This is a genomic window from Hymenobacter saemangeumensis (genome assembly GCF_039541835.1).
GTDB lineage: Bacteria > Bacteroidota > Bacteroidia > Cytophagales > Hymenobacteraceae > Hymenobacter > Hymenobacter saemangeumensis.
Genome location: NZ_BAABGZ010000074.1, coordinates 13638 through 35298 on the forward strand (window position 1 = coordinate 13638; position 21661 = coordinate 35298).

Genomic DNA, 21661 nt, shown 5'->3' on the forward strand with positions numbered 1-21661 from the left:
GTACGTTTTTTACCCATTTCCCAGGTTAGGGATAGAGTTAAAACGTGGAGAGTTAACAGTTAAAGGCCATTAGGCTATTTAACTGTTAACTCTCCACGTTTAACATTTTCCAAAAGGATACTCCAATTTAGGAGCTGGTCTAGTAGTTCGCCTCCGTTGCCGGTAAGTCAATCAGCACGAACTGAGCGGCTTTGTCGGCACGGATATGTACCACGTCTTCATCGGTCATCCGGGCCTGGTCGTTGGGGCCTAGCTCGGTGCCATTTACGAAGATGATGCCCTCCTTCACATAGATGAAGGTGAGGCGAATGCGGAATGTTTTGAACTCAATTTCATTGCCTTCGCCCAGGTTAGCCCAGTACACCGTGCTGTTGGAGTTCATATACACCACATCTTCCAGCACTTTCTGCCCGGTCACCAAGGGCACCAGCTCGTTTTTGTTGCCGCTGAGAAAGCCCAGGTCTTTCTGCTCATAGCTGGGCGCCAGGCCTTTTTGGCTGGGAATAAACCAGAGCTGGTAGAGGTGCAGGGCCTTGTCGCTGCGGTTCATCTCGGAATGGGCCAGGCCGGTGCCGGCCGTCATGCGCTGCACTTCGCCGGCCTTGATGGTGGTTTTGTTGCCCATGGTATCCTCGTGCGTGATTTCCCCGTCCAGCACCAAGGTTACGATTTCCATTTCCGAGTGCGGATGCTGCGGAAATCCTGAGTTTGCCGCCACGCTGTCGTCGTTGAAAACGCGCAATGGCCCAAAGTGCATGTTGTCGCGGTCGAAATAATCGGCGAAGGAAAACAGGAAGTAGCTGTTCAGCCAGGAAGCGGGCGAAGCGTGGTGGCGGTCGGCTGCAGGGATGTACTTAAGCATAGCACGAATTGAGGGAAAGTGAATGCATGGCATACGCGCCGATGCGGGCCGAAGTTAGTAGCCCGGGAAAAACAAAGCCCTTCTGCGGCAGCAGAAGGGCTTGAAGGGCAGACCCGCCAGGGCAGGACATGCTGTACTTACACCTTGCGCAGCATGGCCACCTGTTTCTGCAGGTCGAGCACGAGGCTGGCTACGCGCTCGAGCGACAAATCGGCAATGGGGAAAGTGCTGCTGATGTAGCTTTTGGCTTCCCAGATTTCTACTACCTCGTCAACGCTTACGTCGTAGGGTGAATACTGCTGGTTGTCGGAGTGCAGGGCAAACATGGCGTTCTGGCGCAGCTTGTTGTACACGCGCTTAAACACGATGCCGTCTTTGCTGCTCACCACAATGCAAGGCGTACCGTCCTTGATGCTGGTCCAGTCGTCGACGTAGCGGCCCACAATCACGGTGCCGCTGGCGATGGGCAGCATGGAGTCGCCGCTGATTTCAAAGGCGCGGTAAGTGCCACTCTGCGGCAGCATGGGCAGCCGGAACTTGGGCAGCACCTCGAGGTATTCCGGGTCGGCGTACCCATTCAGGTAGCCGGCGGCGGCTTTCTGGGGTACCCATTCAATGTTCTCGTTCTGGTCTTTGTCGACGGTAAGGGCCAGGATGCGGAGCTTGCCGCCAGCGGGCGGCTCGGGCTGGTCGTCGCCGTCGTCGGGGCCATCGGCACCAGCCAGCACCGGCTGGGCCTGGCGCATGCCAGCGGCAGCTTTGGCGTTTTTCTTCTTACTGAAGTCAGTGGTTACCAGCTGGTCCAGGCTGATACCGAACAGGCGGGCCATGTTGACCAGAGTAGCCAGACGCGGCTCGGCGCGGCCTTCTTCGTAGGCGCCCACCAGGGAGCGTTTGATGCCAAGCTTGTCGGCCATCTGGGCTTGCGTGAGCGCCAGCTCGCGCCGCCAAAATTTAAGGTTGGTATTAATCATGGGGAGGGCGAAGCCGGGGAAGTGGCGTTGGCCTCAACGCGAAATCGGCTTGTGAAGTTAGCAACAAGGACACGAAGTTACTAATTCATTTAGCTAAAAAATTCCTGCTCACCCCTTTATTTTCGCGCCATGGGTTTTTCCGCCCACCATTCTTCGTTGCCCCAGTAAGTATCCCAGCCTACCCGGGTGTATTTGCGGCTGGTGTGCATCATCCGGTCACCTACCTTGAAGTCGTGTATTACCTGGCGCGTTACGGCCATGCCGTTTTTGATTAGCACGTCTACCTCAGCACCGGTGGCGGCATCTTTCCACATGCCATCCATCAGAAAGCCGCCGTTGCGGGTCTGGTTGTTGGCGGTGTAGGTGTTGAGCTGCAGGCCCCCCTTTGTCCGGCGGGAAAAGTCAACGGCCAGGTCACCGCTGAAGGTGCCGTAGGCATCATCGCCCCGGCGCGCCTCCTCCCGCAGCACAAACTTGCCCGTGGCTGTATAAGCCTGCTCCCCTTTTTCAGCCCCGTAACTAGGCTTGGATTTATCGTAGGGATGAACCTCGTTGAGGGTAATGGTACCGGAGAAAGCCCGTACAATCTTGTAGCGCCGGTTTTTCCCTTGCACATGGTAGATGTTGGGAGATTTTGCGTCGCGCTGCACGCTGGTGAATACCATCTCCAGGCGCTGATAGCTGTAGCCGAAAAAACCGTTATGCACTTTATCCGAGCTGCCGTCCAGACTATTGGGCATTCGCCATAATGGGGCCAGGTTAAACCCCGCGAAAGTCGAGCCTGCGCCGGCAACACGGGCTGGCGAAGCAGGTGGGGCACCAGCAGCGGACGAAGAGGAATGAGGCCGGGCAGCCAAAAGCAGCCCAGGCAAAGCGAGCAATAAAAGCTTAAAGCGCATACGACCGGTGGTTTAAGGTGTTAAAGTTAGAAAAGGACTCGAATACAGCCGCTTATTTATCCAACGATTCCAGGCCTATTGTTAGTATTATAAGGCTCGGAAAGGCTTGGGTGACTCAGCCCACCACTCGTCGTTTTTCCAGTATTCGTTCCAGCCCAGCTTGGCGTATTTGGGGTTGATTTGCCCCATCCGCTCATCCAGCATAAAGTCTTTGAACAGGTCCGGAGCAATTGCCGATACATCGGGCGCCACCAAAAAGCTCTTCACCTGGCCAGTAGTAAGATTCAATCGGTTGCCTCGCAGCAGTAGCCTTGCACCTCGGGTGGGCAGCTTATCATCACGACCGTCATGGTCAAAAACATACACGTAGGCTGGTGCCTGTCCTGGTACAATGAAAAAATCGAGCACCACCTCGCCCTCAATACGGCCACTGTTTTCCTGGCTTTCCTCCTGAAGCTGTAGCTGGCCATAAGCGGTGTAAGTATGGCCGGCTAGGGAATCAGCGGCACTGGAGAACTGCTCGGCTCGTTGCTTTAAGAAGCCTGGGTAGTGCAAATCAACTAAGCGCCGGACCGTGAGTTTGCCGCTAAATGGGCGGACGTTTTTACTTTTAAAGTAACAGCTCTTTCCCTGCACATGGTACAGGGCTGGGTTAGTGAGGTCACGCCTCACCTTATTGAAGACCATTCCAAAGCGGTAATAGTCGGGGCCAAAAAAACCTTCAAATGAAGGGTCCGGGTAGGCACTATCCTGTTCATTTGCCCACAGCGCTGACAAGTCATGCTGTGCTAAAAACTCGCGCATCGGCTGGGTCAGCGTATCGGAAGCGGCAAATAAGACCGGTAATTCCTGCCTTGCCTGGGCTTTACTTTCCACAACCTCTGGCTTAACAGCTGGCACTTTTGCTTCGCGCTGCATCAATGGGGCACTTTGCTGGCAGCTAGCCAGGCTCAGCCCCAACAAACACATAATCAGCTTTTTCATGCCGCCAATTTACCAATTAATTTCCCCGAAAACTGCCGCAGGAAGTACCGCCCCACTCCCACTTCCAGCAGGATTTCCATCAAAATCAAATTTCCCACCCACGACAGCCACGTTACGGTGAGATAGGTCTCAATGGGCTTGGTCTCAAGCAAGTAGTACATCAGGTAGCTTTCGCTGCGCAGCGCCAGGGCCGCCAGCGTGACGGCAAAGGAGCGCAGCATCCAGTCGACGTGCATGGGCCAGTGCCGCTGCCGGGCAGCCCGGTAGGCCTTCCAGGTGCAGAGCCACCACACCAGGCACTGCAGCGTGAAGCCGACCTGCGAGACAAGCCCCCCGTTGGCGAAGTAAGCCAGGATGAGGCCGGAAGGCGCTGCCAATCCAAGAATGCCAACAATGTATACCTTGCCCAGACGGCGGTGCAGCTGCGGGCCTTTGGCGGCCAGAAAGGGGATAAACTGCAGCAACCCGGCCAGCAATACCACCAGGCTGCTGGTGATGTGCACGTAGAACCCCAGCCGGAATACCGGATGGTCGTTGGTTTCCTCGCTTTTGGTGCTCAAAAACTCAACCCCTTTTTCAAACCCCAGATAGGGGTAGGTTTTGTAGGCCATTAATGCGGCAAAGGCCAGCACGAAGAGGGCCACAACAAATAAAACAACCTGTGAAAAAGAGAAGCGAGCGGAAGGCAGCATAAAAAGCGGCACCCCGGCCAATATGCCCCGGGGTGCCGCTAAGCTAACGCAGAAGCCGGCTTTGATTGTATGTGCTTCGCCTACTGCCCCGCTGCTCTTTCCAAGTACAGCTTCGAAAGAGCAGCGGGAGCGGTGGGGGCGGGCCAGCTGGAATCAGGCCTGGCCCCGCAGGCGCTTGTGGTACAGCACCGCCAGACGCAGCTGGAAGTAGTCGTACTTCTCGCGCAGGTGGTCGAACAGGTCGCGCAGGGCCGGCTCGCCACCCAGCTGGGCACGGGCGGTTACGATTTCGGCCAGCTGAGAATCCGTCACGAAGTCGTGCACGCGCAGGTCCAGGCCCTTGGCATAGGCCCGCTCCAGGTGCTGGCGCACGGTTGATACCACCAGGCCGCGCCGCTCCGCAATGGCCTCGGGGCTGAGGCCCAGGCGGTGCAGCTGGAAAGTAGCATCTTCCGAGTCATTCACATCGGTAGCCGAAGCCGCAGACTTGGCCGCAGCGCGGGGGCGGGGCGCGGCTACTTCAACGGCATCTTCTGAGGGGATGGCTTTGGGCGTGCCATGCTCCAGAATCACCTTGATGAAGGCTTCGCCGTACGTATCGAACTTCTTCATGCCCACCCCCGACACGGCCAGCATGGCCACGCGGCTGCTGGGCTGCTCCACGGCCATTTCCTGCAGGGTGGCATCGGAGAACACCACGTAGGGCGGCACGCCCTGCTCGTCGGCAATCTGCTTGCGCAGCTTGCGCAGCTGCTCAAACAGGCGGGCTTCCGGCGTGCCGGTGAATACCGCCGCGGCATCGGCGGCGGCTTTCTTACTGGCGCGGGTGGGCTTCTCGGCTTTCTCGGCCGGCTGAAACTTCTTCAGGTTAAGCGTAAGCTGGCCTTTGAGCACCTGCTGGCCGCGCTCGGTTATTTTCAGGGCGTAGCCTTCCTCGTAGGCGATGTAGAAGAGGCCATCGTTCAGCATCTGGTGAACGTAGCTGTACCAATCGAGGTAAGGCAAGTCGGAGCCGGCGCCGTAGGTTTTAATCTGGTCGTAGCCCCCGCTGAGCACGGCCTGGTTGCGCATGCCGCGCAGGATGTCGATGAGCAGGTTGATGGCCACCCGCTCGCGGCTGCGGGCGGCAGCTGACAGGGCTTTCTGGGCAATAAGGGTGCCGTCGAAGGTAGTGGGCGGGTTGCGGCAGATATCGCAGTTGTTGCAGTCCTGCCCCAGGCTTTCGGAGAAGTAGTTGAGCAGGATTTTGCGGCGGCAGGAGGCAGCCTCGGCAAACTGCTGCATGCGCTCGAGCTTGGCCGTGTTGAGCTGGGCCTGGCGGGCGGGAACATCCTTGGTCACCATCTCGCGCATCTGCATCACGTCGGCGAAGCTGTAGAACAGCACGGCGGTGGCCGGGGCCCCGTCGCGGCCGGCGCGGCCGATTTCCTGGTAGTAGCCTTCGATGTTCTTGGGCAGGTTGTAGTGAATCACCCAGCGCACGTTGCTTTTGTCGATGCCCATGCCAAAGGCAATGGTGGCCACAATCACCTGCAGGTCGTCCTGCAGAAAGGCTTCCTGCACCTTGCCGCGCTGCAGGGGCGTCATGCCGGCGTGGTAGTGCCCGGCCTTGAGGCCCTTGGCCGTGAGCTTGGCGCACAGGGTTTCGCACTGCTTGCGCGAAAGGCAGTAGATGATGCCCGGCTCGCCGGGGTGGCGGGCAATGAAGTCGAGCACGCCATCGACGCGGTTCTGCCCGGGGCGCACTATCAGGTTGATGTTGGGCCGGTCGAAGCTGGACAGGAACACCCGGGGCTCGTGCATTTCCAGCTGGGTGATAATGTCACGCTTGGTGAGGCGGTCGGCGGTGGCCGTGAGGGCCATGATGGGCGTGCCGGGAAAGTGCCGCCGCAGGGCGCTGAGCTGGGTGTACTCGGGCCGGAAGTCGTGGCCCCAGCTGGAAATGCAGTGCGCCTCGTCGATGGCGAACAGGCTGATGTTGACCCGCCGCAGAAACTGCAGGAACCCTTCAGACAGTAGCTTTTCTGGGCTGACATACAGCAGCTTGAGCTGTCCGCCCACGGCCTGCCGGGCAATGTCGTTGGCTTCGCTCTGGCCCACGCTGCTGTTGATGTAGGCGGCCGGAATGCCGTTGCCCTTCAGGGCCTCCACCTGGTCTTTCATCAGGGCAATAAGCGGCGACACCACGATGCAGGTGCCCTCGCTGACCACCGCCGGTATCTGGAAGCATATGGACTTGCCCCCGCCCGTGGGCATAAGCACCACGGTGTCTTTGCCCGCCAGGATATTCCTGATAATATCCTCCTGCATAGGCCGGAAGCTGTCGTAGCCGTAATACCGCTTCAGGGCCTTGCGGGCTGATTCAATGGTCGGAGCCAGGGGCTCGGCGGTGATGGTAAACAGGTCGGACATGGTAGCGGGGATAAGAAAGCTAAAATAACGGGATGGGGCGGGAAGTTCCAAGGCCGGCCAAAAATATTAGCAGCCTACTGGTAGTGGCGTTAGCTAATCACTGAAACCTAACACCTTATAAATCATCCTTAACTAGGCAGACTTGGGTGCCCGCCGCGAACCTTGGTACAGCTCGTACTTCAGCAGGCGGCAATCTATCGGGCCATTGAATAAGGGGTAGCGGCGGGCGGCCTTCAAACCCACGGCCTTGGCCGCCTCCAGATTACCGGTGAAGATAAAGGCGTCGTAGCCCTGAAAGCTGGTTTTGAGCGTGTCGCCAATGGTTTTGTAGAGCCCGGCCATGCGGGCTTCCTCCCCTATCCGCTCGCCATAGGGCGGGTTGGTAATGACCAGGCCGGGGGGCTGGTTTTTGGGTGGGGCGGCGTCTTTCACGTCGCGCACCGACAGGCGGATGCACTCGTCGAGACCGGCGGCTTCGATGTTCTGGGCGGCCTGGGCAATGACCTTGGGGTCGAGGTCGGAGCCGGCGAGGTAGGCCTGGGGCTCTTCAATCTGCTGCGCCTTTGCTTCTTCGCGCAGCTGCTGCCAGAGGCTTTCGTCGAAGTCGTACCAGTTCTCGAAGCCGAACTTGCCCTGGTGAAAGAGGCCGGGGGCGATGCGCTGGCTTATCATTCCAGCTTCGGTGAGAATAGTGGCCGAGCCGCACATGGGGTCGATGAGGGGCTTTTTGCCGTCCCAGCCCGAGAGCAGGACCAGGCCGGCGGCCAGCACCTCGTTCAGCGGGGCTTCGTTGGTGTGCTGGCGGTAGCCGCGGCGGTGCAGGGAGTCGCCGGCCGCGTCCATGCTCAGGATTACCTCGTTTTCCAGCATGCGCAGGTGCAGGCGGATGTCGGGGTTGCGCACGTCCACGCTGGGCCGCTCGCCGGTGCGCTTGCGGAACTGGTCCACAATGGCATCCTTGGTAAGCTGGGCCACAAACAGGGAGTGCTCGAAGGTGGACTTGTGCACCACGGCCGTGATGGCGAAGGTCTGCCCCGGCCCGATGAAGTCCATCCAGTCGATGCGGCTTACCTCGCGGTACAAGGCTTTCTCGTCGGGGGCGTGGAAGCCGGCGAAGGGGCGCAGCAGGCGCATGGCCAGGCGGCTCCAGAGCACGGTGTTGTAGAGCAGGCGCTGGTCGCCGATAAACTCCACGGCGCGGCTGCCTACGTGGGTGATGTCGGCGCCGAGGTCGTAGAGCTCATCGGCCAGAAGCTCTTCCAGGCCGAACTGGGTGGTGGCGGTTAGGTGCATGGGCGCAAAGGTCGGCAATGAATGGCATCGAAGCCCCGCCCCTGGCGCCGGTAACCGCATTGCGGGTATCAGACTACCGTTACCTACATTTACGCAAGTCAATAGCGGTACTCATCCCGATTTGGCATGCTTCCCGCAACCAGTAGTTACGGGAATATAAATGTTATTAGTAATGAGCCCAAAAATACTTCCAATTAAAAATCTTCTATTATTAATTTTAGCTTTTTCGTTTGCCTGCTCAAGAAATGAGAACAGTCATGAAAAATCAGTAAAAGAACGAGGCAGCACAACAAACGACTCTGCCTCAAATCACTCTGCAAAAAACGACAACCTTGACAGAGTTTATTACCAATTCCCAGAATTCTGGAAAGACTTTAGAACTGCAGTTATAAACAAAGATTATTCGACAATCTATAAACTGACTCAATTTCCATTTGAAACTAGAGGGCCAATGGATAGCGACCCGCTTGTAAAATATGACAAGGCTGAATTTCCTAAAGTTTTCCAGACTTTTTTGGACGAGCCAGTTTCTGACATTGATTCCACAGGGAAAGACATAAAAACTACACAGTTAGGAATAATAAGACACACGATAGTGCCAGGGAGGCATTATACTTTAAATGGTGATTGGGCGAGAGTAGGGAATTTAGAGTTCAATAAAGGGAGTAATGGCTGGCGGTTAACCTTCGCTTATTTAGAGTACCCGACTATTGAAATAATTAACAAAAGATGACGATTACCTACATGAGGTAATCTGCAGGCCTCAGTCGACGGCGGCAAAGGCCAGTACAAAGAGGCCGTCTCCATCAAACAAAACCACCGGCCCTCGCAAGGCCGGTTTTTTTGTACCTTCCGCCGCGTATGGCTATTCCAGTTTCTTCTGCGGCTACGGCTGCTGCACCTACTCGCTCCTACGCCGGGCCCATGGTGCTGATGACCACCCTGTTCTTTTTGTTCGGGGCCGTCACCAACTTCAACGGGGTGCTCATGCCCTACCTCAAGGACGTGTGCCAGCTCACGGATTTGCAGTCCTCGCTGATACCCTTTGCCTTTTTTGCAGCCTACTTTCTTATGTCACTACCGGCGGGCTTTGTGCTGAGCCGTATTGGCTACCAACGCGGCATTGTGCTGGGCCTGCTGGTGATGGCAGCCGGTGCGCTGCTGTTCGTGCCGGCGGCCGAGGCCCGCACGTTTGGCTTGTTTCTGGCGGGCCTAAGCTTGCTGGGCGCAGGCATTACGCTGCTGCAGGTGGCGGCCAACCCCTACGTGTCGGTGCTGGGGCCGGCGCGGCAGGCAGCCAGCCGCATCAGCATTGTGGGCGTGGCCAATGGCCTGGGGGGCACGCTCTCGCCGCTGGTAGGCGGGCTGCTGCTGTTTGGCAGCACGGCGCTGCTGCAAAAGCAGCTGGCCAACCTACCTGTGGCCGAGCGGCTAAACCAGGAAGCGGCCCTGGTCAAGTCGCCTTACATCGGGCTTTCCATCTTCCTGGCTGCGCTGGCGGCGCTGTTCTTCTTCGTGCGCCTGCCTAAACTGGAAAGCATCCCGGCCGATGAGGAAGCCGGCGCCGCCGATGCTGCCCTGCTGCAGGGCCGGCGCTCGGCCCTCGATTTCCGGCACCTGGTGCTGGGCGTAGGTGCCATCTTCTTTTACGTGGGGGTGGAAGTGGGCCTGGGCGACTTCCTCATCCGCTACGGGCAGGCCCAACAGATTAGCCAGCTCAGTCCCTTCACGCAGTCGCTGGTGCAGGCCTTGAACGCCGTCACCAACTACGGGCTGCTGCTCATTGGGCAATCGCCGCTGCCGGTGGATACCTCCAATGGCTTCACGCCCGCCATTGGGGCCGTGCTGGTGGCTTCGTATTGGTTTGGGCTGATGCTGGGCCGCATCGTGGGCATTCCGCTGCTGCGCAGTCTGCCCGACCGGCCCCTGCTCGTGGGCGTGTGCGCAGCCGGTGCCGCGCTGGTACTGGGCTCCATTGTGCTGCACGGCGAAGCTGCCCTGTGGCTGATAGTGCTCTGCGGCCTGTGCAACTCCATTATGTGGCCCGTCATATTTCCGCTGGCCATTAAAGGCCTGGGCCCGTTCACTAAGCAGGGCTCGTCTTACCTGATTATGGCTATTGTGGGCGGAGCGCTGGTGCCCCTGCTCATGGGCTGGCTGGCCACCCACGGCGGTGGGCTACGCGTGGCCTTCCTAGTGCCGGCGCTGTGCTACGTGTACCTGCTGTATTATGCGCTGAGCGGCTACCGGGTGCGGTAGGATTGCTTACACGTAACCCCAGCTCAAAGCCCTTCGCTTGGGCAAGGAATGACCATACCAACATAATAAGCTGCTTACAGGACCCCTACCTGCCCTGCCCTACCTTTGCGGCCATGATGCCCCAGCTCGAAGAAAACGTCTCCCTCCGCCCCTACAACACCTTTGGCCTGGATGTACAGGCCCGCTACTTTGCCCGGTTCAGCTCCGTCGACGAGCTGCGGGCGCTGCTTGCGCACCCCGCTGTGCAAGCCGCCGACAAGCTTATTCTCGGCGGCGGCTCCAACCTGCTGTTTACCCAGGACTTCAAGGGGGTAGTGCTGAAAAATGAGATTCGCGGCCTGGAAATTCTGGCCGAAGACGAAACCACCCACACGGCCCTGCTGCGGGCCGGGGCCGGCGAAAGCTGGCACGGCCTAGTAGAGTACAGCCTGGACCAGCACCTGAGCGGCATCGAAAACCTTTCGCTCATACCCGGCACGGTGGGTGCCGCCCCGCTGCAGAACATCGGTGCCTACGGGGCCGAGCTGCGCGACACCTTCGAGCGGCTCGAAGCCGTGGAAATCAGTACCGGCAACCTGCGCGAGTTCAGCGCCACGGAATGCGGCTTCGGCTACCGCGAAAGCGTCTTCAAAGGCCCTCTGAAAAATCAGTACGTGGTGACGGCCGTGGTGCTGCGCCTGCACCGCGAGGCCCGCCCCAACGTGCGCTACGGCGCCCTTGAAGACACGCTCAAGGAGCTGGGCGTAACCGGCGCGCCTACCCCGCACGACGTAAGCCGGGCCGTGGTGCACATCCGCCGCTCCAAGCTGCCCGACCCGGCCCAGATTGGCAACGCGGGCTCGTTTTTCAAAAACCCCGAGCTGCCCCAGGGACAGTACGAAGACCTGAAAGCCCGGTACCCGGAGCTGCCCGGCTACCCCGTACCCAGCGGGGTAAAAGTGCCCGCGGCCTGGCTTATTGAGCAGGCCGGCTGGAAGGGCATCCGGCGCGGCGAGGGCCATACCCACGGCGTACACGACAAGCAGGCCCTGGTGCTGGTGCACCTGGGCGGTGCCAACGGCGGTGAGCTGCGCGCCCTGGCGTACGACATCATTGCCTCGGTACGGGATAAGTTCGGCGTGGAGCTCCAGCCGGAAGTAAATATCCTGTAACCCCAGGTAGCTTATTCAATACCAAGCTGTTTGACGGCATACTGAAAGCATTTCTCAGGTTCATGGATAGCGTTAAAAGAAGCTGGTCAGAAGTAAAAGGGCGGCTTGTTGACTTTTTACTTTTAACTTCTTCTAAAAGAGAACACCAGCTTGAGAGCCGCTCTAAAACTAAATTGCGAATTTTGTAACCGAACTTTGTTTATAGAGGCTTCATTTCCCCCGTTTCAACCTTTTAATTGCGATGATTCTAAACTTACTGTTGTTGGGTAATCTACTTTCCGGGCCTACTATTCCGCCTCCTGCTGGCGTGCCACCCGTGCTCACGGTTAAGGCGGCCCGGGCGGCCGGCCCGGGAGCCACCGTCACGGTTCGGGCGGTAGTGCTGAATGGCACCGAGCTGGGCAACCTCCGCTACGTGCAGGACAACGATGCCGGCCTGGCCCTGTATGCCCAGCCAGCCAAGCTGCCCGGCTACGGGGAGCTGCGCGCCGGCGACAGCATTCAGGTAACGGGCCAGCTCAAAAACTACAACGGCCTGCTGGAAATGGACCCGGTGCAATCCTTCCACAAGCTGGGCACAGGGCGCAAGCTGCGTACCCTGCGTGCGCCCTCCAACCAGGCGGCCGCTGTGCTGGTGGAAGCCAACGAAGGACGCCTGATTGAGATTACCGGGGTAACCAAGCTGGCCACTCCCAGTGGCAACGATGCCTCTACGCTAGCGGGCAATTCCAACTACCTCATCAACGGGCAGCCGGGTGCCCTGGTGCGCATTGCCAGCAGCAGCACCGGCCCGGAAGGGCTTATCGACCACGAGTTGCCCAAGGGCGAGACCTACGACGTGCGCGGCATCCTGAGCCAATACGCGCCGGGCGGCACCGGCGGCTACCAGCTGCAGCCCCGCCTGGCCAGCGACATCGTGCGCGGCGGTGGGCTGCCCCGCCTTACCGAAGAGCCCGTGCCGGTGGACGTGAGCACAACGGGCTTCACAGTGGTATTCTCCACCCTGAACCCCGGCGACACCCGCGTTCGCTACGGCCTTGACCCCAAACAGCTTAAAGACAGCCGTGTAGACCCAGCCCTGACAACCCGCCACAGCATTACGCTCGACAATCTGATTCCGGGCACAACCTATTACGTTGAGGTGAGCTCCACCAATGCGGCCGGCACCGAGTCGACAGCGGCCGTGCCGTTTATCACCGCCGCGGGCAAGAAGCTGCGCGTGGGCACTAAAAACTAAGTCGCGCTGTTGCGCCAGCCGGCTTTCAAGCCTATCGATGAACGACAGTCTGGCTGAAATTCAGGATATTTGTCTTCCCACCCAACACCGGTTTTTACTTTATCCCCCACTTAATACTTCATGAAGAAATTTACTCTGCTGGCTTTGCTGCTGGCCGTGGCTTCTTACCTGCCGGCTCAGGCACAGACGGCCATTACCATTGCAGCAGCCCGGGCCATGGCGCCCACCGCCAACCTCGTGCAAGGTCCTACGGTGACCGTACGAGGCATTGTTACCAACGGGGCCGAGCTGGGCTCCACGGTCAGCATTATTCGTTACCTGCAGGATGCCACCGGCGGCATCGCGGCCTATAGCACCGGCGGCGCCTCGGGCGCTATGCTCAACCCCCTCGTGCCCGGCGACAGCATTGAGGTAACAGGCAGCCTGAAAATGTTCCGTGGCTTGCTGGAAATTGACCCCGTAACCTCCGTAACGGTACTGGCCGGCAACCGGCCCCTGCCCGCGCCGGTGGTTTTTACGGCCGCCAATGCCACTTCTGCATTCGCCGAGCAGTACGAAAGCCGGCTGGTGCGCATCAACGGCCTGACCTCGCTTACGACCAACCCGACCAGCTGCACTACGGCCGGCACGCCGGTGTCGTCGTTCACCGTAAACAGCTACCGCCTCAACGGCGTGTGCCCGCTCATCACCTACGTACCGGCCAACTCCAACGGCCCAGACGGCCTGATTGGCAAGCCCAGCCCCTCGGGAACGTTCGACGCCATCGGCATCATGAGCCAGTACTCGCCTTCGGCTACCAGCACCGTGGGCGGCTACCAGTTCCTGAGCCGTAAGTATGCCGACTTCGTGCAGGGCAACACGCCCAACCTCACCAGCAGCCCCACGCCGGTGAACATCACCACCACCGGCTTCACGGTGAACTTCACAACCCAGAACCCCGGCAGCACCCAGCTGCTGTACTCTACTTCGGCCAGCCTGCCCGCCGGCTCCACCACTACGGTGAACGGCCCGGCCGGCAGCACTACTACCACCCACAGCCTGGCCCTGACCGGGCTGCAGCCGGCCACCGTGTACTACGTGCAGGCAGTGTCGGTAAACGCCACCGGCCGCTCGGAGTCGCGCGTGGTGCCCATGATTACGGCTTCGCTCTCGTCGGGTAAAATCCGCAACTACTTCAACCGCCCGGTAGATGCCACGCTGGCCCTGCCCGGCAACACGGCAACCTACCTGGCTTCGGGCCGCGCCGCCGATACCCTGGCATCCTATATCAACCGCGCCACGGCTACGCTGGACATTGCCATCTACAACTGGAACAGCCCCACCATCCTCAACGCGGTAAACGCGGCCCACGCCCGGGGGGTGCGGGTGCGGGTTATCTACGAAGACGACAACGCCAACATCAGCATCAACAGCCTGAACCCGGCCATTTCCCGCATAGGGCGCCCGGCCAGCGGCACCATGAACACCAGCGCCATCATGCACAACAAGTTTGTGATTGTGGACGTGAACAGCAGCAACCCCAACGTGCCCTGGGTATGGACCGGCTCGATGAACTGGACGGCAGCCCAGCTGGCCAGCGACCCCAACAACGTTATTGCCATTCAGGACCAGGCCCTGGCCCGCGTGTACACGCTGGAGTTTGAAGAAATGTGGGGCTCCAACGCCGCCACCCCGGGCACCACCCGCCTGTTCGGCTCGCGCAAGACCGACAACACGCCCCACCACCTCATGATTGGCGGCCGCCACGTGGAATCGTACTTCTCGCCCACCGACAACGTGAATGCCCGCCTGCTCAGCGCCATTGCCTCGGCCGACAACGACATGCACATCGAGTCCATGCTGATTACCCGCGCCGACCTGGCCCGCGCCATTGCCGCCCAGGTTACCAACCGTGGCATCGGCATGTGCTCCGACGGCCTGGTGAACGACACCAGCGGCACGGCCGGCTTCTCCTTCCGCATCATGCAGGCCGCCATGGGCAACCGCCTGCTGATTAAGCGCGTGACTGGCATCATGCACCACAAAACCCTGATTGTGGACGCCGGCGCCAGCCAGTCGGACCCCCTGGTATTCGTGGGCTCGCACAACTGGACTAACTCGGCCGACCTCGAAAATGACGAGAACACGCTTGTGGTGCACGATGGCCGCACGGTAAACCGCTACTACCAGGAGTATTCGGCCCGCATTGCCGAGCAGAACGTGGCCGGCGTGACCGCCTGCCGCCTGATGCTGGCCACCCGCAGCGGCACGGTGCAAACCAGCACCATGCAGGCTTACCCCAACCCGGCCCGCGGCAGCTTCAACCTGCGCCTGGCCGGTAGCACGGCCCGCACCGCCACCATCGTGGTGCGCGACGCCACCGGCCGCGTCATCCTGGAGCGCAGCCAGGCCTTCAACGGCCAGGACGTTACCATCGACGCCACGGCCCTGCAGGCCGGCCTGTACCTGGTGCAGGTAACCACGCCGGAGGCAGTTCAGCTGACCCGCGTAGTGGTTGAGTAATCTCCCACAGCTCAGTAAAAAAGGCGGCTCCCACTACGGGGGCCGCCTTTTTTGTTATTGCCGGTGCCGGCATCCGCAGCTTAGCTGGCAGTGCGGCGCAGGTGCCAGGCGGCCAGCGCCGCCCCGGCCAGCAGCAGCAGCCCTACCCCGCCATCGATGGGCGTTTCCACGGGGCCCCGCTGGTCGGTATCTTCCATGGTGTCGAGGGAGGCGTTGGCGGCCAGCACCTGCTCCTGCTTGCGGATAAGGGCGGCTTTCTGCGCTTCGTTCTCGAGGGCCAGGAAGGAGGTGGCCGGCGTCATAATACCGGCCCGGAAGCTGGCCTGAATAAAGGGCACCCGGTTGCGCTCGGTGCTTTCGGGGTGGAAGCTTTGCCACTGGCTGTAGCCCCGCAGCCCCAGGCCATCGAGCCAGCGGCTGCCCGTCGGGGCAGTGGGCACCGGCTGCCCGGGGCCGGGGACGACGGCAGCCAGCTCGTTGTCGGGTAGGTAGGCCCGGGGCTGCGCTGCGCTGGGCCAGGCCCGTACCGCCGGCGTCACCCTGGATGCCACCGAATCGGGCAGCGACAGCCGGGAGCGGGAGCGCAGAGAGTGGGCTTCGGGCTGCTCATCGGCTCCCAGCACGTAAAACACCTCGCTTTCCGGGTAGGCGCTGGCGAAGTCGGCAAAGTCGGCATCCAGCAGCACTGCTTTTTGCAGGTTGTCGGTTACTACCACAATAACCGGGTACGTAGGCGCCGGGCTTTGCTGGGCCTCGAACAGCACCCGCCGGATGGCCCCGCTCAGATAGAAGCCGCCGGTGCGCGGGGCCTGGCGCAGGGCCGGCTGCCAGTCGGCCCCGGCGGGTACGGACGTGGTATAGGTATTTACCAGGCTGTACCGGGGCGGGGCGCCGCCGGGCAGTGGCTGGCTTAGCAGGCGGGCCATGCGCGCTTGGTAAGCAGGCAGCTGGCCTACGTCGGTATTGGCGGAGGCGTCGAGCAGAAAATGGTAGTAAGGCCGGCGCTGCACCAGCGGCAGGCGTTTCTTGGCCCGGGCGCTCAGGTATACCGGGCCGCTGCCGGCTGCGGCAATGGGGGCAGCCGGGGCAGCCGCTTCCTGCTCGTTGCCCAGGGCCAGCTCCTGGCCGTCGAGGCGTAGGGTGAAGGGCTCCTTGTGCAGCAGCTGAAAGCGCGTGCGGCGCACTTCGCTGCCTATCACCGGGTACAGGCGCAGGCCCACGCTATCCGGGCCGAGGTAGCTGAGCAGGCCGGGGTCGCGGGCCTGGCGCTCGTTCACAATCTGGGCAAACACCCAGGCTGCCGCCTTTTTCTCGGCCAGGATGCCCCGCTCCTCCCGGTTGCCGATGGTGAGGTAGTAGTCGCCCACCCAGCAGCCCGGCGGCAGGGTGAAGCTGCTGCGGTACTCCCCATCGGGCACCGCGGAGCTGGCATTGGCTACTTCCAGGCTTACCCAGCTCACCCAGGCCTGCTCGCGGGCATTGTAGGTACTGGTGGCGCTGGCTTTTTGCAGCACCGCCTCGGCGGGCGGGCTGGGCGTAGGGACCCAGCCTCCCGGACGGGCCTCTGCCACTTTGCCCAGGAATACCTGCTCCAGCTCGGCCATCTTCTGGTCCGACAGCATCAGGTTGTCGAGCACCAGCCAGTTGAAGTACACCGACAGGTAAGGCTGCTGGCTGCCGGTCAGCAGGTCCCAGTTGCGCTCCTTGTGGTGGCGGATGATGCCCAGCGTGGCAGCCAGCGCTTCGGAATCGAGGCGATACGCCTGCGCGTAGTCTGGGGTATACACATAGGCCAGGGCCTGGTGCAGGATGCGGCGCTGGCTCCAGTAATCGGCCGTGACGACCAGGGGCAGCGTAGCCAGGCCGGCTACCAGCGCCCCCACCACCGCCCCCCTGGAATAGGCCAGGCGCAAGGCAGCTACGTCCTCGCTGAGCTGCCGCACGTGCACTACAAACAGCAGCAGCGGCGCCAGCATTAGAAAGCCCAGGCCGATGAGCACAATGGCCGGGATAGACAGCGGCAGAAATGGCAGAAAAACCAGGAAGAAGTAGAACGTGTAGCCAAACAGCACGCTGCGCCCAAAAAACAACAGCAGCCGCAGTGGTGCTGCCCCGGGGCCGGGTAGGCAGAGCAGCACGCCATTCAGCACCGCCAGAATGTAAAACCAGGGGCTGGAGAAGTTACCGAAGATGCCGCTGCTGCTGCGAAAGCCGCCCCCGAAAAACAGGCCGCTGTTTACCGCCAGCCCCAGCACGGGCAGCACAATGGTGATGATAATGCCCCACACCAGCCCGGTTTTGGCCCAGAACTCGCTTTTGCGCAGGGTCATCACGTACACGGCCCGCACCAGAAAAAAGAAAAAGCTGAGCGTGCTGAGCACCAGCACGGCCACCATGATAACCGCTGCCGCCCCGTTCCAGCGCACGGCGGAAGCGGCCTGCGACAGCACGAGGTAAATGATAAACCAGCTACCCGGCACGGCTACCGCCAGCCCGAGGTTGGGCGCCACCTGCTGGGGCTGGCCGTCGGGGGTAAACCGGGCCACCAGCCCCAGCACGGCGTGCGCCACCGTGGGCATGATGAAAGTCCAGGCAATCAGGGTCAGGTCGGTGGGCACCATCCAGCGGGGAATGCTGCGGGGCAGCAGCTCGTCGGTGTGGTAGGTGAGCATACACAGCAGCAGGCTGTACGCCAGCATCTGAACCACGCTGAACGCCAGCCCGAGTGGCTGGCGGCGCGCCAGGGCCAGCCACCCAGCCAGGGCCGTACCCAGCGCCAGCACACCCAGGGCAAGGCCGTACAGCTTCCACAAAGCCAGGCTGGCCGGTGGCAGCAGGGTGTGGATGATGGAGAACTCGCCGTAACACAGCAAGGTGAACAGCAGCACCGGCAGGGAGCTGACCAGAAATACCCAGTGGGGCTTGCGTAAACTATGCATGGAGGGGAATGAAGGGAAGGGGTTGAGGCAGGGCCTCGGTGGAATACCGGGGCGAGCAAAGGTATTTAAAAGAACTTTGTATTTCAAAGTTAATTTTAACGAATGCCCTTTGCTTCCTCCAGAATAGCTCTCCTGTGCCTCCCACAGTCAATTGCGCTCATTACCCTGCTGATGAAAAAACGCAACCCATAGGCTGCGCCATCCCCGGCTTAAATACATGACGTTAAATGGCTTACAAAGAACAAGCACCGATGACACAGTTCCTTAGGTGCCATGGTGAGCCCAGGCATCGTCTTCTTCCTGATTTGCGACGACTGTAAATAAAACCAAGCAGTGCTGGAGCAGGGGCGCTGCTGTGGGCTGCCCCGCTCCTACCTAACCCAAGTTGCGGGGTGTCCAGTATTGTCCCGGCGGGCGACTTATCGGTAGAACAGGAGCTGGCTTAAGCCAGCACAAGCCCCAGCGGGGCGACACTCGCCCGCCGAGTGCCGCCCCGCTGGGGCTCGGCGACATAAGCCACAACTTGGAGCGAATCCCAAGCTGGTGTAGGGTTATTCTAGACCGGCTCCCCCTTTCCCTTTCGGAGAGGGGGTCGGGGGGTGAGGCGGACGGTAGAACGCCGCCTACATACCGACTTGGGGTTGCTGTAGACCAGCTAGCCATTCAGCAGCTTGTGCCGCTTAATGGGTTTGTTCTGACGCAGCAGCCAGGCGTGGTAAACGGTAGGCACGTCGTTGGTCCACGACCTGAGCAGCAATAGGATGGCGGCATTCTCCAGCCGGCTGAGGAGGCCAACGTAGAAGCACAGCTCAAACAGGACCGTCGATGTACACGTGGCAATAACCTGCACCAGGGCCGCGAAGGAAACCAGCACCCAGGCTTTCGACGACCAGGCATGCGTGGCCACTTCCTTGCGGAACTTCGCATAGCACACCGCATATACCAGGGCTTCGGCGGCCAGCAGCAGGAGCAGCCGGCCGCCGTGGTCGCTGAAGAACTGCCGGCAGCTAAAAAAGGTGGCGCCCACCACCAGGCCCCAGAATACCTGGTCTACCGAAGAATCAAGCCGCCGGAGCTTCTCGGTGGAGATGTTCAGCTGCCGGGCAATAATGCCATCAAACACATCCGTTAGCAGCCCCAGCGTTATCAGCCCAATGGCAATGGCCGGGAAGTGGCTCACCGAAGCCAGGCTCAGGGCCAGCAAGGCCAGTCCGATAAGCAGACGGGCATAAATCAGACTTATCGGAATGTGTTTCATGTTGAGTCAGGCTAGTGCTTGCGGAGCTGCCGGATACCTCCCCAGGCCAGGGCACCCACCAGAATCAGGGTGAAGCCGAAGGCCAGGAAATTCTCCTGGGCCAGTAAGTGCTTATGCGGCATGTCATAACTGGAAGAACTTATTTCCAGCGCTTTGAGCAAAAATTTCAGTGCATTGCCAGCGCTGCCGAGCGCAAAAAACAGCAACGCAATGCCCAGTACCTTTCTCATATAGCGCGGCGCGAAACGCGCTCAATCAGGTTCAGGGCCGGGCCGGTCATGCAGGTAGTGGCCAGGGCCATGATGACCATCATGGCAAATATGCGGGGGCTAAGGATGCCCAGGTCGTAGCCAATGTTGAGCACCACCAGCTCCATGAGGCCGCGGGTGTTCATCAGGGCGCCGATGCGCAGGCTGTCGGGCCAGGCGTGGCCCACGAAGCGGGCTGCCAGGGCGCTGCCCAGGAACTTGCCCGCCACCGCCACGGCAATGATGATGGCACAGATGCCCCAGAGGTAGCCTTCGTTGAGCAGCCCGATTTCGGTGCGCAGGCCGGTGTACACGAAGAACAGCGGCAGCAGCAGCACCACGGCCACATCCTGCACTTTGCCCGTAACGACTTCACGTACATGCCCCTCGGCCGGCATAATGGCCCCGGCCAGAAACGCGCCGAACAAGGCATGAATGCCAATGGCCTCGGCCAGGTAGGCCGACAGGATAAGGGTGAAAAAGTAGGTTGCCACGGCCGACTTCCGCAGCTGGCCTTCAGTGCCGGGCCGGCTGATGCGCTGCAGCAGGGGCCGCCCCAGCCGCCACATCAGCAGCACATAAGCCAGGGCCAGCGCCAGGATGTAGAGCGCGCTGACGAAAGTACCGGCCTTTACCAGGGCAATAACGGCCGCCAGCAGGCACCAGGCCGTGGCGTCGTCGGCCGCGGCGCAGGTAATCACCAGCGTGCCCAGCGGGGTCTTGTGCATGCCCCGCTCCTGCACGATGCGGGCCAGCACCGGGAAAGCCGTGATGCTCATGGCAATGCCCATGAACAGGCTGAATGAGGCAAACCCCACCCCGGCCGGCGCAAAGGTGCCGTACAGGAAATAAGCCAGGCTCATGCCCAGAGCAAAGGGAATGATGATGCTCGCATGGCTGATAACCACCGCCTTGTGGGCTTTGCCGCGAATGGCGGCCAGGTCTAGGTCCATGCCCACCACAAACATAAAGAGAATCAGACCCACCTGGCTCAGAAACTTGATGTTATCGAGCGACTTAGCCGGAAAGAGCAAGCCGCTGATTTCGGGAAAGTAGCGTCCCAGCAGGGAGGGCCCCAACAGAATGCCGGCGGCCATCTCCCCTACTACGGCCGGCTGGCCCAGCAGCCGGCAGAGCCGGCCCAATACCCGGGCAACCAGCACAATAGCCAGAATCTGGCCCAATAGCACCGCCAGGGGCGAGCTAAAGCTTTGCTGCAAGGCGGCGATGAAATCAGTCCAGGCAGCGTGGGGCAATGGGTTGTGGGCCCGGCCCTGGCCCGCCTCCAGCTGCTTGCCCACCCGTAACACCCAGTACATCAGCGCCGAGAAAAGCCCGACGACGCCAGCGTAAAACAGTGTATCCTTCTGCCGATTCATAAAAGTGTGGGTCACAAATTCGGCAAAGCTAAGCGCTGCTGCTTACTCCTGATGCGTGCTCGGCATGCTGTCGCGGGTATTTTTCTGCACGGCAATGGCGGCAAACAAGCTCAGCACAAAGGCCATGGCGTAGAAGCCCTTTTCGCTCAGGGTAAGCGTGGCATTCCACAGGCCCACGGTAAGCAGCACCATCGTGAGCAGCACCGACACCCAGCTGATACCGAAGTAGAGGTTGGTGACCGGAATGCCTTCGAGCCGGTCGCGCACGCTTTTCTGCACGGATATAGCGGCAAACAGGCCATACATCAGAATGGCGAAGTAGTAGCCCTTTTCATTGAGGGCCATCTGGGCATTCCAGAGGCCAATGCAGAAGGCCACGATGCCAATGAGCAAGGCGGCCCAGGACGCCGCGATGAAAGCAGGCGATGGCTGTTGGGTAACTGCGGGAGTGGCGGCGGTTTGGGAGTACATGGGTTTGCTGAAATGAAACAGGTTAATTAACCTGTCGCTTCTATTAGCGCAACAGGCAGTACAAACGTAGGAAGCTAGCTACCCCAGGCGCCAGCCAACTT

The 21661-nt window shown here is 60.4% G+C and carries 16 protein-coding genes; 5 read left to right on the top strand and 11 right to left on the bottom strand.

All coding sequences use genetic code 11. The features are described from left to right. Positions 1-139: 139 nt before the first annotated feature. The 7 genes from ABD919_RS18175 to ABD919_RS18205 all read right to left on the bottom strand — a co-directional run bounded on the left by ABD919_RS18175 (position 140) and on the right by ABD919_RS18205 (position 8116). Complete coding sequence (locus ABD919_RS18175; RefSeq protein ID WP_345237475.1) at positions 140-862, bottom strand: pirin family protein; 723 nt, start codon at positions 860-862, stop codon at positions 140-142. A gap of 137 nt (positions 863-999) precedes the next feature. Next, positions 1000-1836, bottom strand: a complete 837-nt coding sequence (locus ABD919_RS18180) for a helix-turn-helix domain-containing protein (protein ID WP_345237476.1) — start codon at positions 1834-1836, stop codon at positions 1000-1002. 116 nt (positions 1837-1952) lie between these two features. After that, positions 1953-2576, bottom strand: a complete 624-nt coding sequence (locus tag ABD919_RS18185; RefSeq protein ID WP_345237477.1) for a hypothetical protein — start codon at positions 2574-2576, stop codon at positions 1953-1955. A 246-nt stretch (positions 2577-2822) separates the two neighbouring features. Further along, a complete protein-coding gene (locus ABD919_RS18190; RefSeq protein ID WP_345237478.1) occupies positions 2823-3719 on the bottom strand; it encodes a hypothetical protein in 897 nt (298 codons plus the stop codon). Next, positions 3716-4363, bottom strand: a complete 648-nt coding sequence (locus ABD919_RS18195) for a DUF2306 domain-containing protein (protein ID WP_345237479.1) — start codon at positions 4361-4363, stop codon at positions 3716-3718. The genes ABD919_RS18190 and ABD919_RS18195 overlap by 4 nt, the downstream gene beginning before the upstream one ends. A gap of 201 nt (positions 4364-4564) precedes the next feature. Beyond that, complete coding sequence (gene recQ, locus ABD919_RS18200) at positions 4565-6823, bottom strand: DNA helicase RecQ (protein ID WP_345237480.1); 2259 nt, start codon at positions 6821-6823, stop codon at positions 4565-4567. A 132-nt stretch (positions 6824-6955) separates the two neighbouring features. After that, a complete protein-coding gene (locus ABD919_RS18205) occupies positions 6956-8116 on the bottom strand; it encodes a THUMP domain-containing class I SAM-dependent RNA methyltransferase (RefSeq protein ID WP_345237481.1) in 1161 nt (386 codons plus the stop codon). 172 nt (positions 8117-8288) lie between these two features. On the opposite strand from ABD919_RS18205, the gene ABD919_RS18210 reads away from it, so the two are divergent. The 5 genes from ABD919_RS18210 (at position 8289) to ABD919_RS18230 (ending at position 15265) form a co-directional block, all read left to right on the top strand. After that, a complete protein-coding gene (locus ABD919_RS18210) occupies positions 8289-8849 on the top strand; it encodes a hypothetical protein (protein WP_345237482.1) in 561 nt (186 codons plus the stop codon). Positions 8850-8977: 128 nt separating this feature from the next. After that, positions 8978-10375 (top strand): sugar MFS transporter, encoded by a 1398-nt coding sequence (locus ABD919_RS18215; protein WP_345237483.1) that lies wholly within the window; start codon positions 8978-8980, stop codon positions 10373-10375. Positions 10376-10488: 113 nt separating this feature from the next. Beyond that, complete coding sequence (gene murB / locus ABD919_RS18220) at positions 10489-11526, top strand: UDP-N-acetylmuramate dehydrogenase (RefSeq protein WP_345237484.1); 1038 nt, start codon at positions 10489-10491, stop codon at positions 11524-11526. A gap of 241 nt (positions 11527-11767) precedes the next feature. Continuing rightward, a complete protein-coding gene (locus tag ABD919_RS18225; RefSeq protein WP_345237485.1) occupies positions 11768-12763 on the top strand; it encodes a hypothetical protein in 996 nt (331 codons plus the stop codon). A gap of 120 nt (positions 12764-12883) precedes the next feature. Then, positions 12884-15265 carry a phospholipase D-like domain-containing protein gene (locus ABD919_RS18230; protein WP_345237486.1) on the top strand — a complete coding sequence of 794 codons (2382 nt, stop codon included), beginning with the start codon at positions 12884-12886 and terminating at the stop codon, positions 15263-15265. Positions 15266-15345: 80 nt separating this feature from the next. Here ABD919_RS18230 and ABD919_RS18235 read toward each other — a convergent pair whose 3' ends face one another. From ABD919_RS18235 to yiaA, 4 genes are all read right to left on the bottom strand, one after another. Then, positions 15346-18204, bottom strand: coding sequence for an MSEP-CTERM sorting domain-containing protein (locus tag ABD919_RS18235; RefSeq protein WP_345237487.1), 2859 nt, complete (start codon positions 18202-18204; stop codon positions 15346-15348). Between the two features lie 655 nt (positions 18205-18859). After that, the gene (locus ABD919_RS18240) at positions 18860-19462 is read right to left on the bottom strand and encodes a CDP-alcohol phosphatidyltransferase family protein (RefSeq protein WP_345237488.1); all 603 of its coding nucleotides are present in this window, start codon (positions 19460-19462) and stop codon (positions 18860-18862) included. A 226-nt stretch (positions 19463-19688) separates the two neighbouring features. Then, positions 19689-21029 carry a cation:proton antiporter gene (locus ABD919_RS18245; protein WP_345237489.1) on the bottom strand — a complete coding sequence of 447 codons (1341 nt, stop codon included), beginning with the start codon at positions 21027-21029 and terminating at the stop codon, positions 19689-19691. Between the two features lie 102 nt (positions 21030-21131). Continuing rightward, positions 21132-21560, bottom strand: a complete 429-nt coding sequence (yiaA, locus tag ABD919_RS18250) for an inner membrane protein YiaA (RefSeq protein ID WP_345237490.1) — start codon at positions 21558-21560, stop codon at positions 21132-21134. Positions 21561-21661 lie beyond the last annotated feature (101 nt).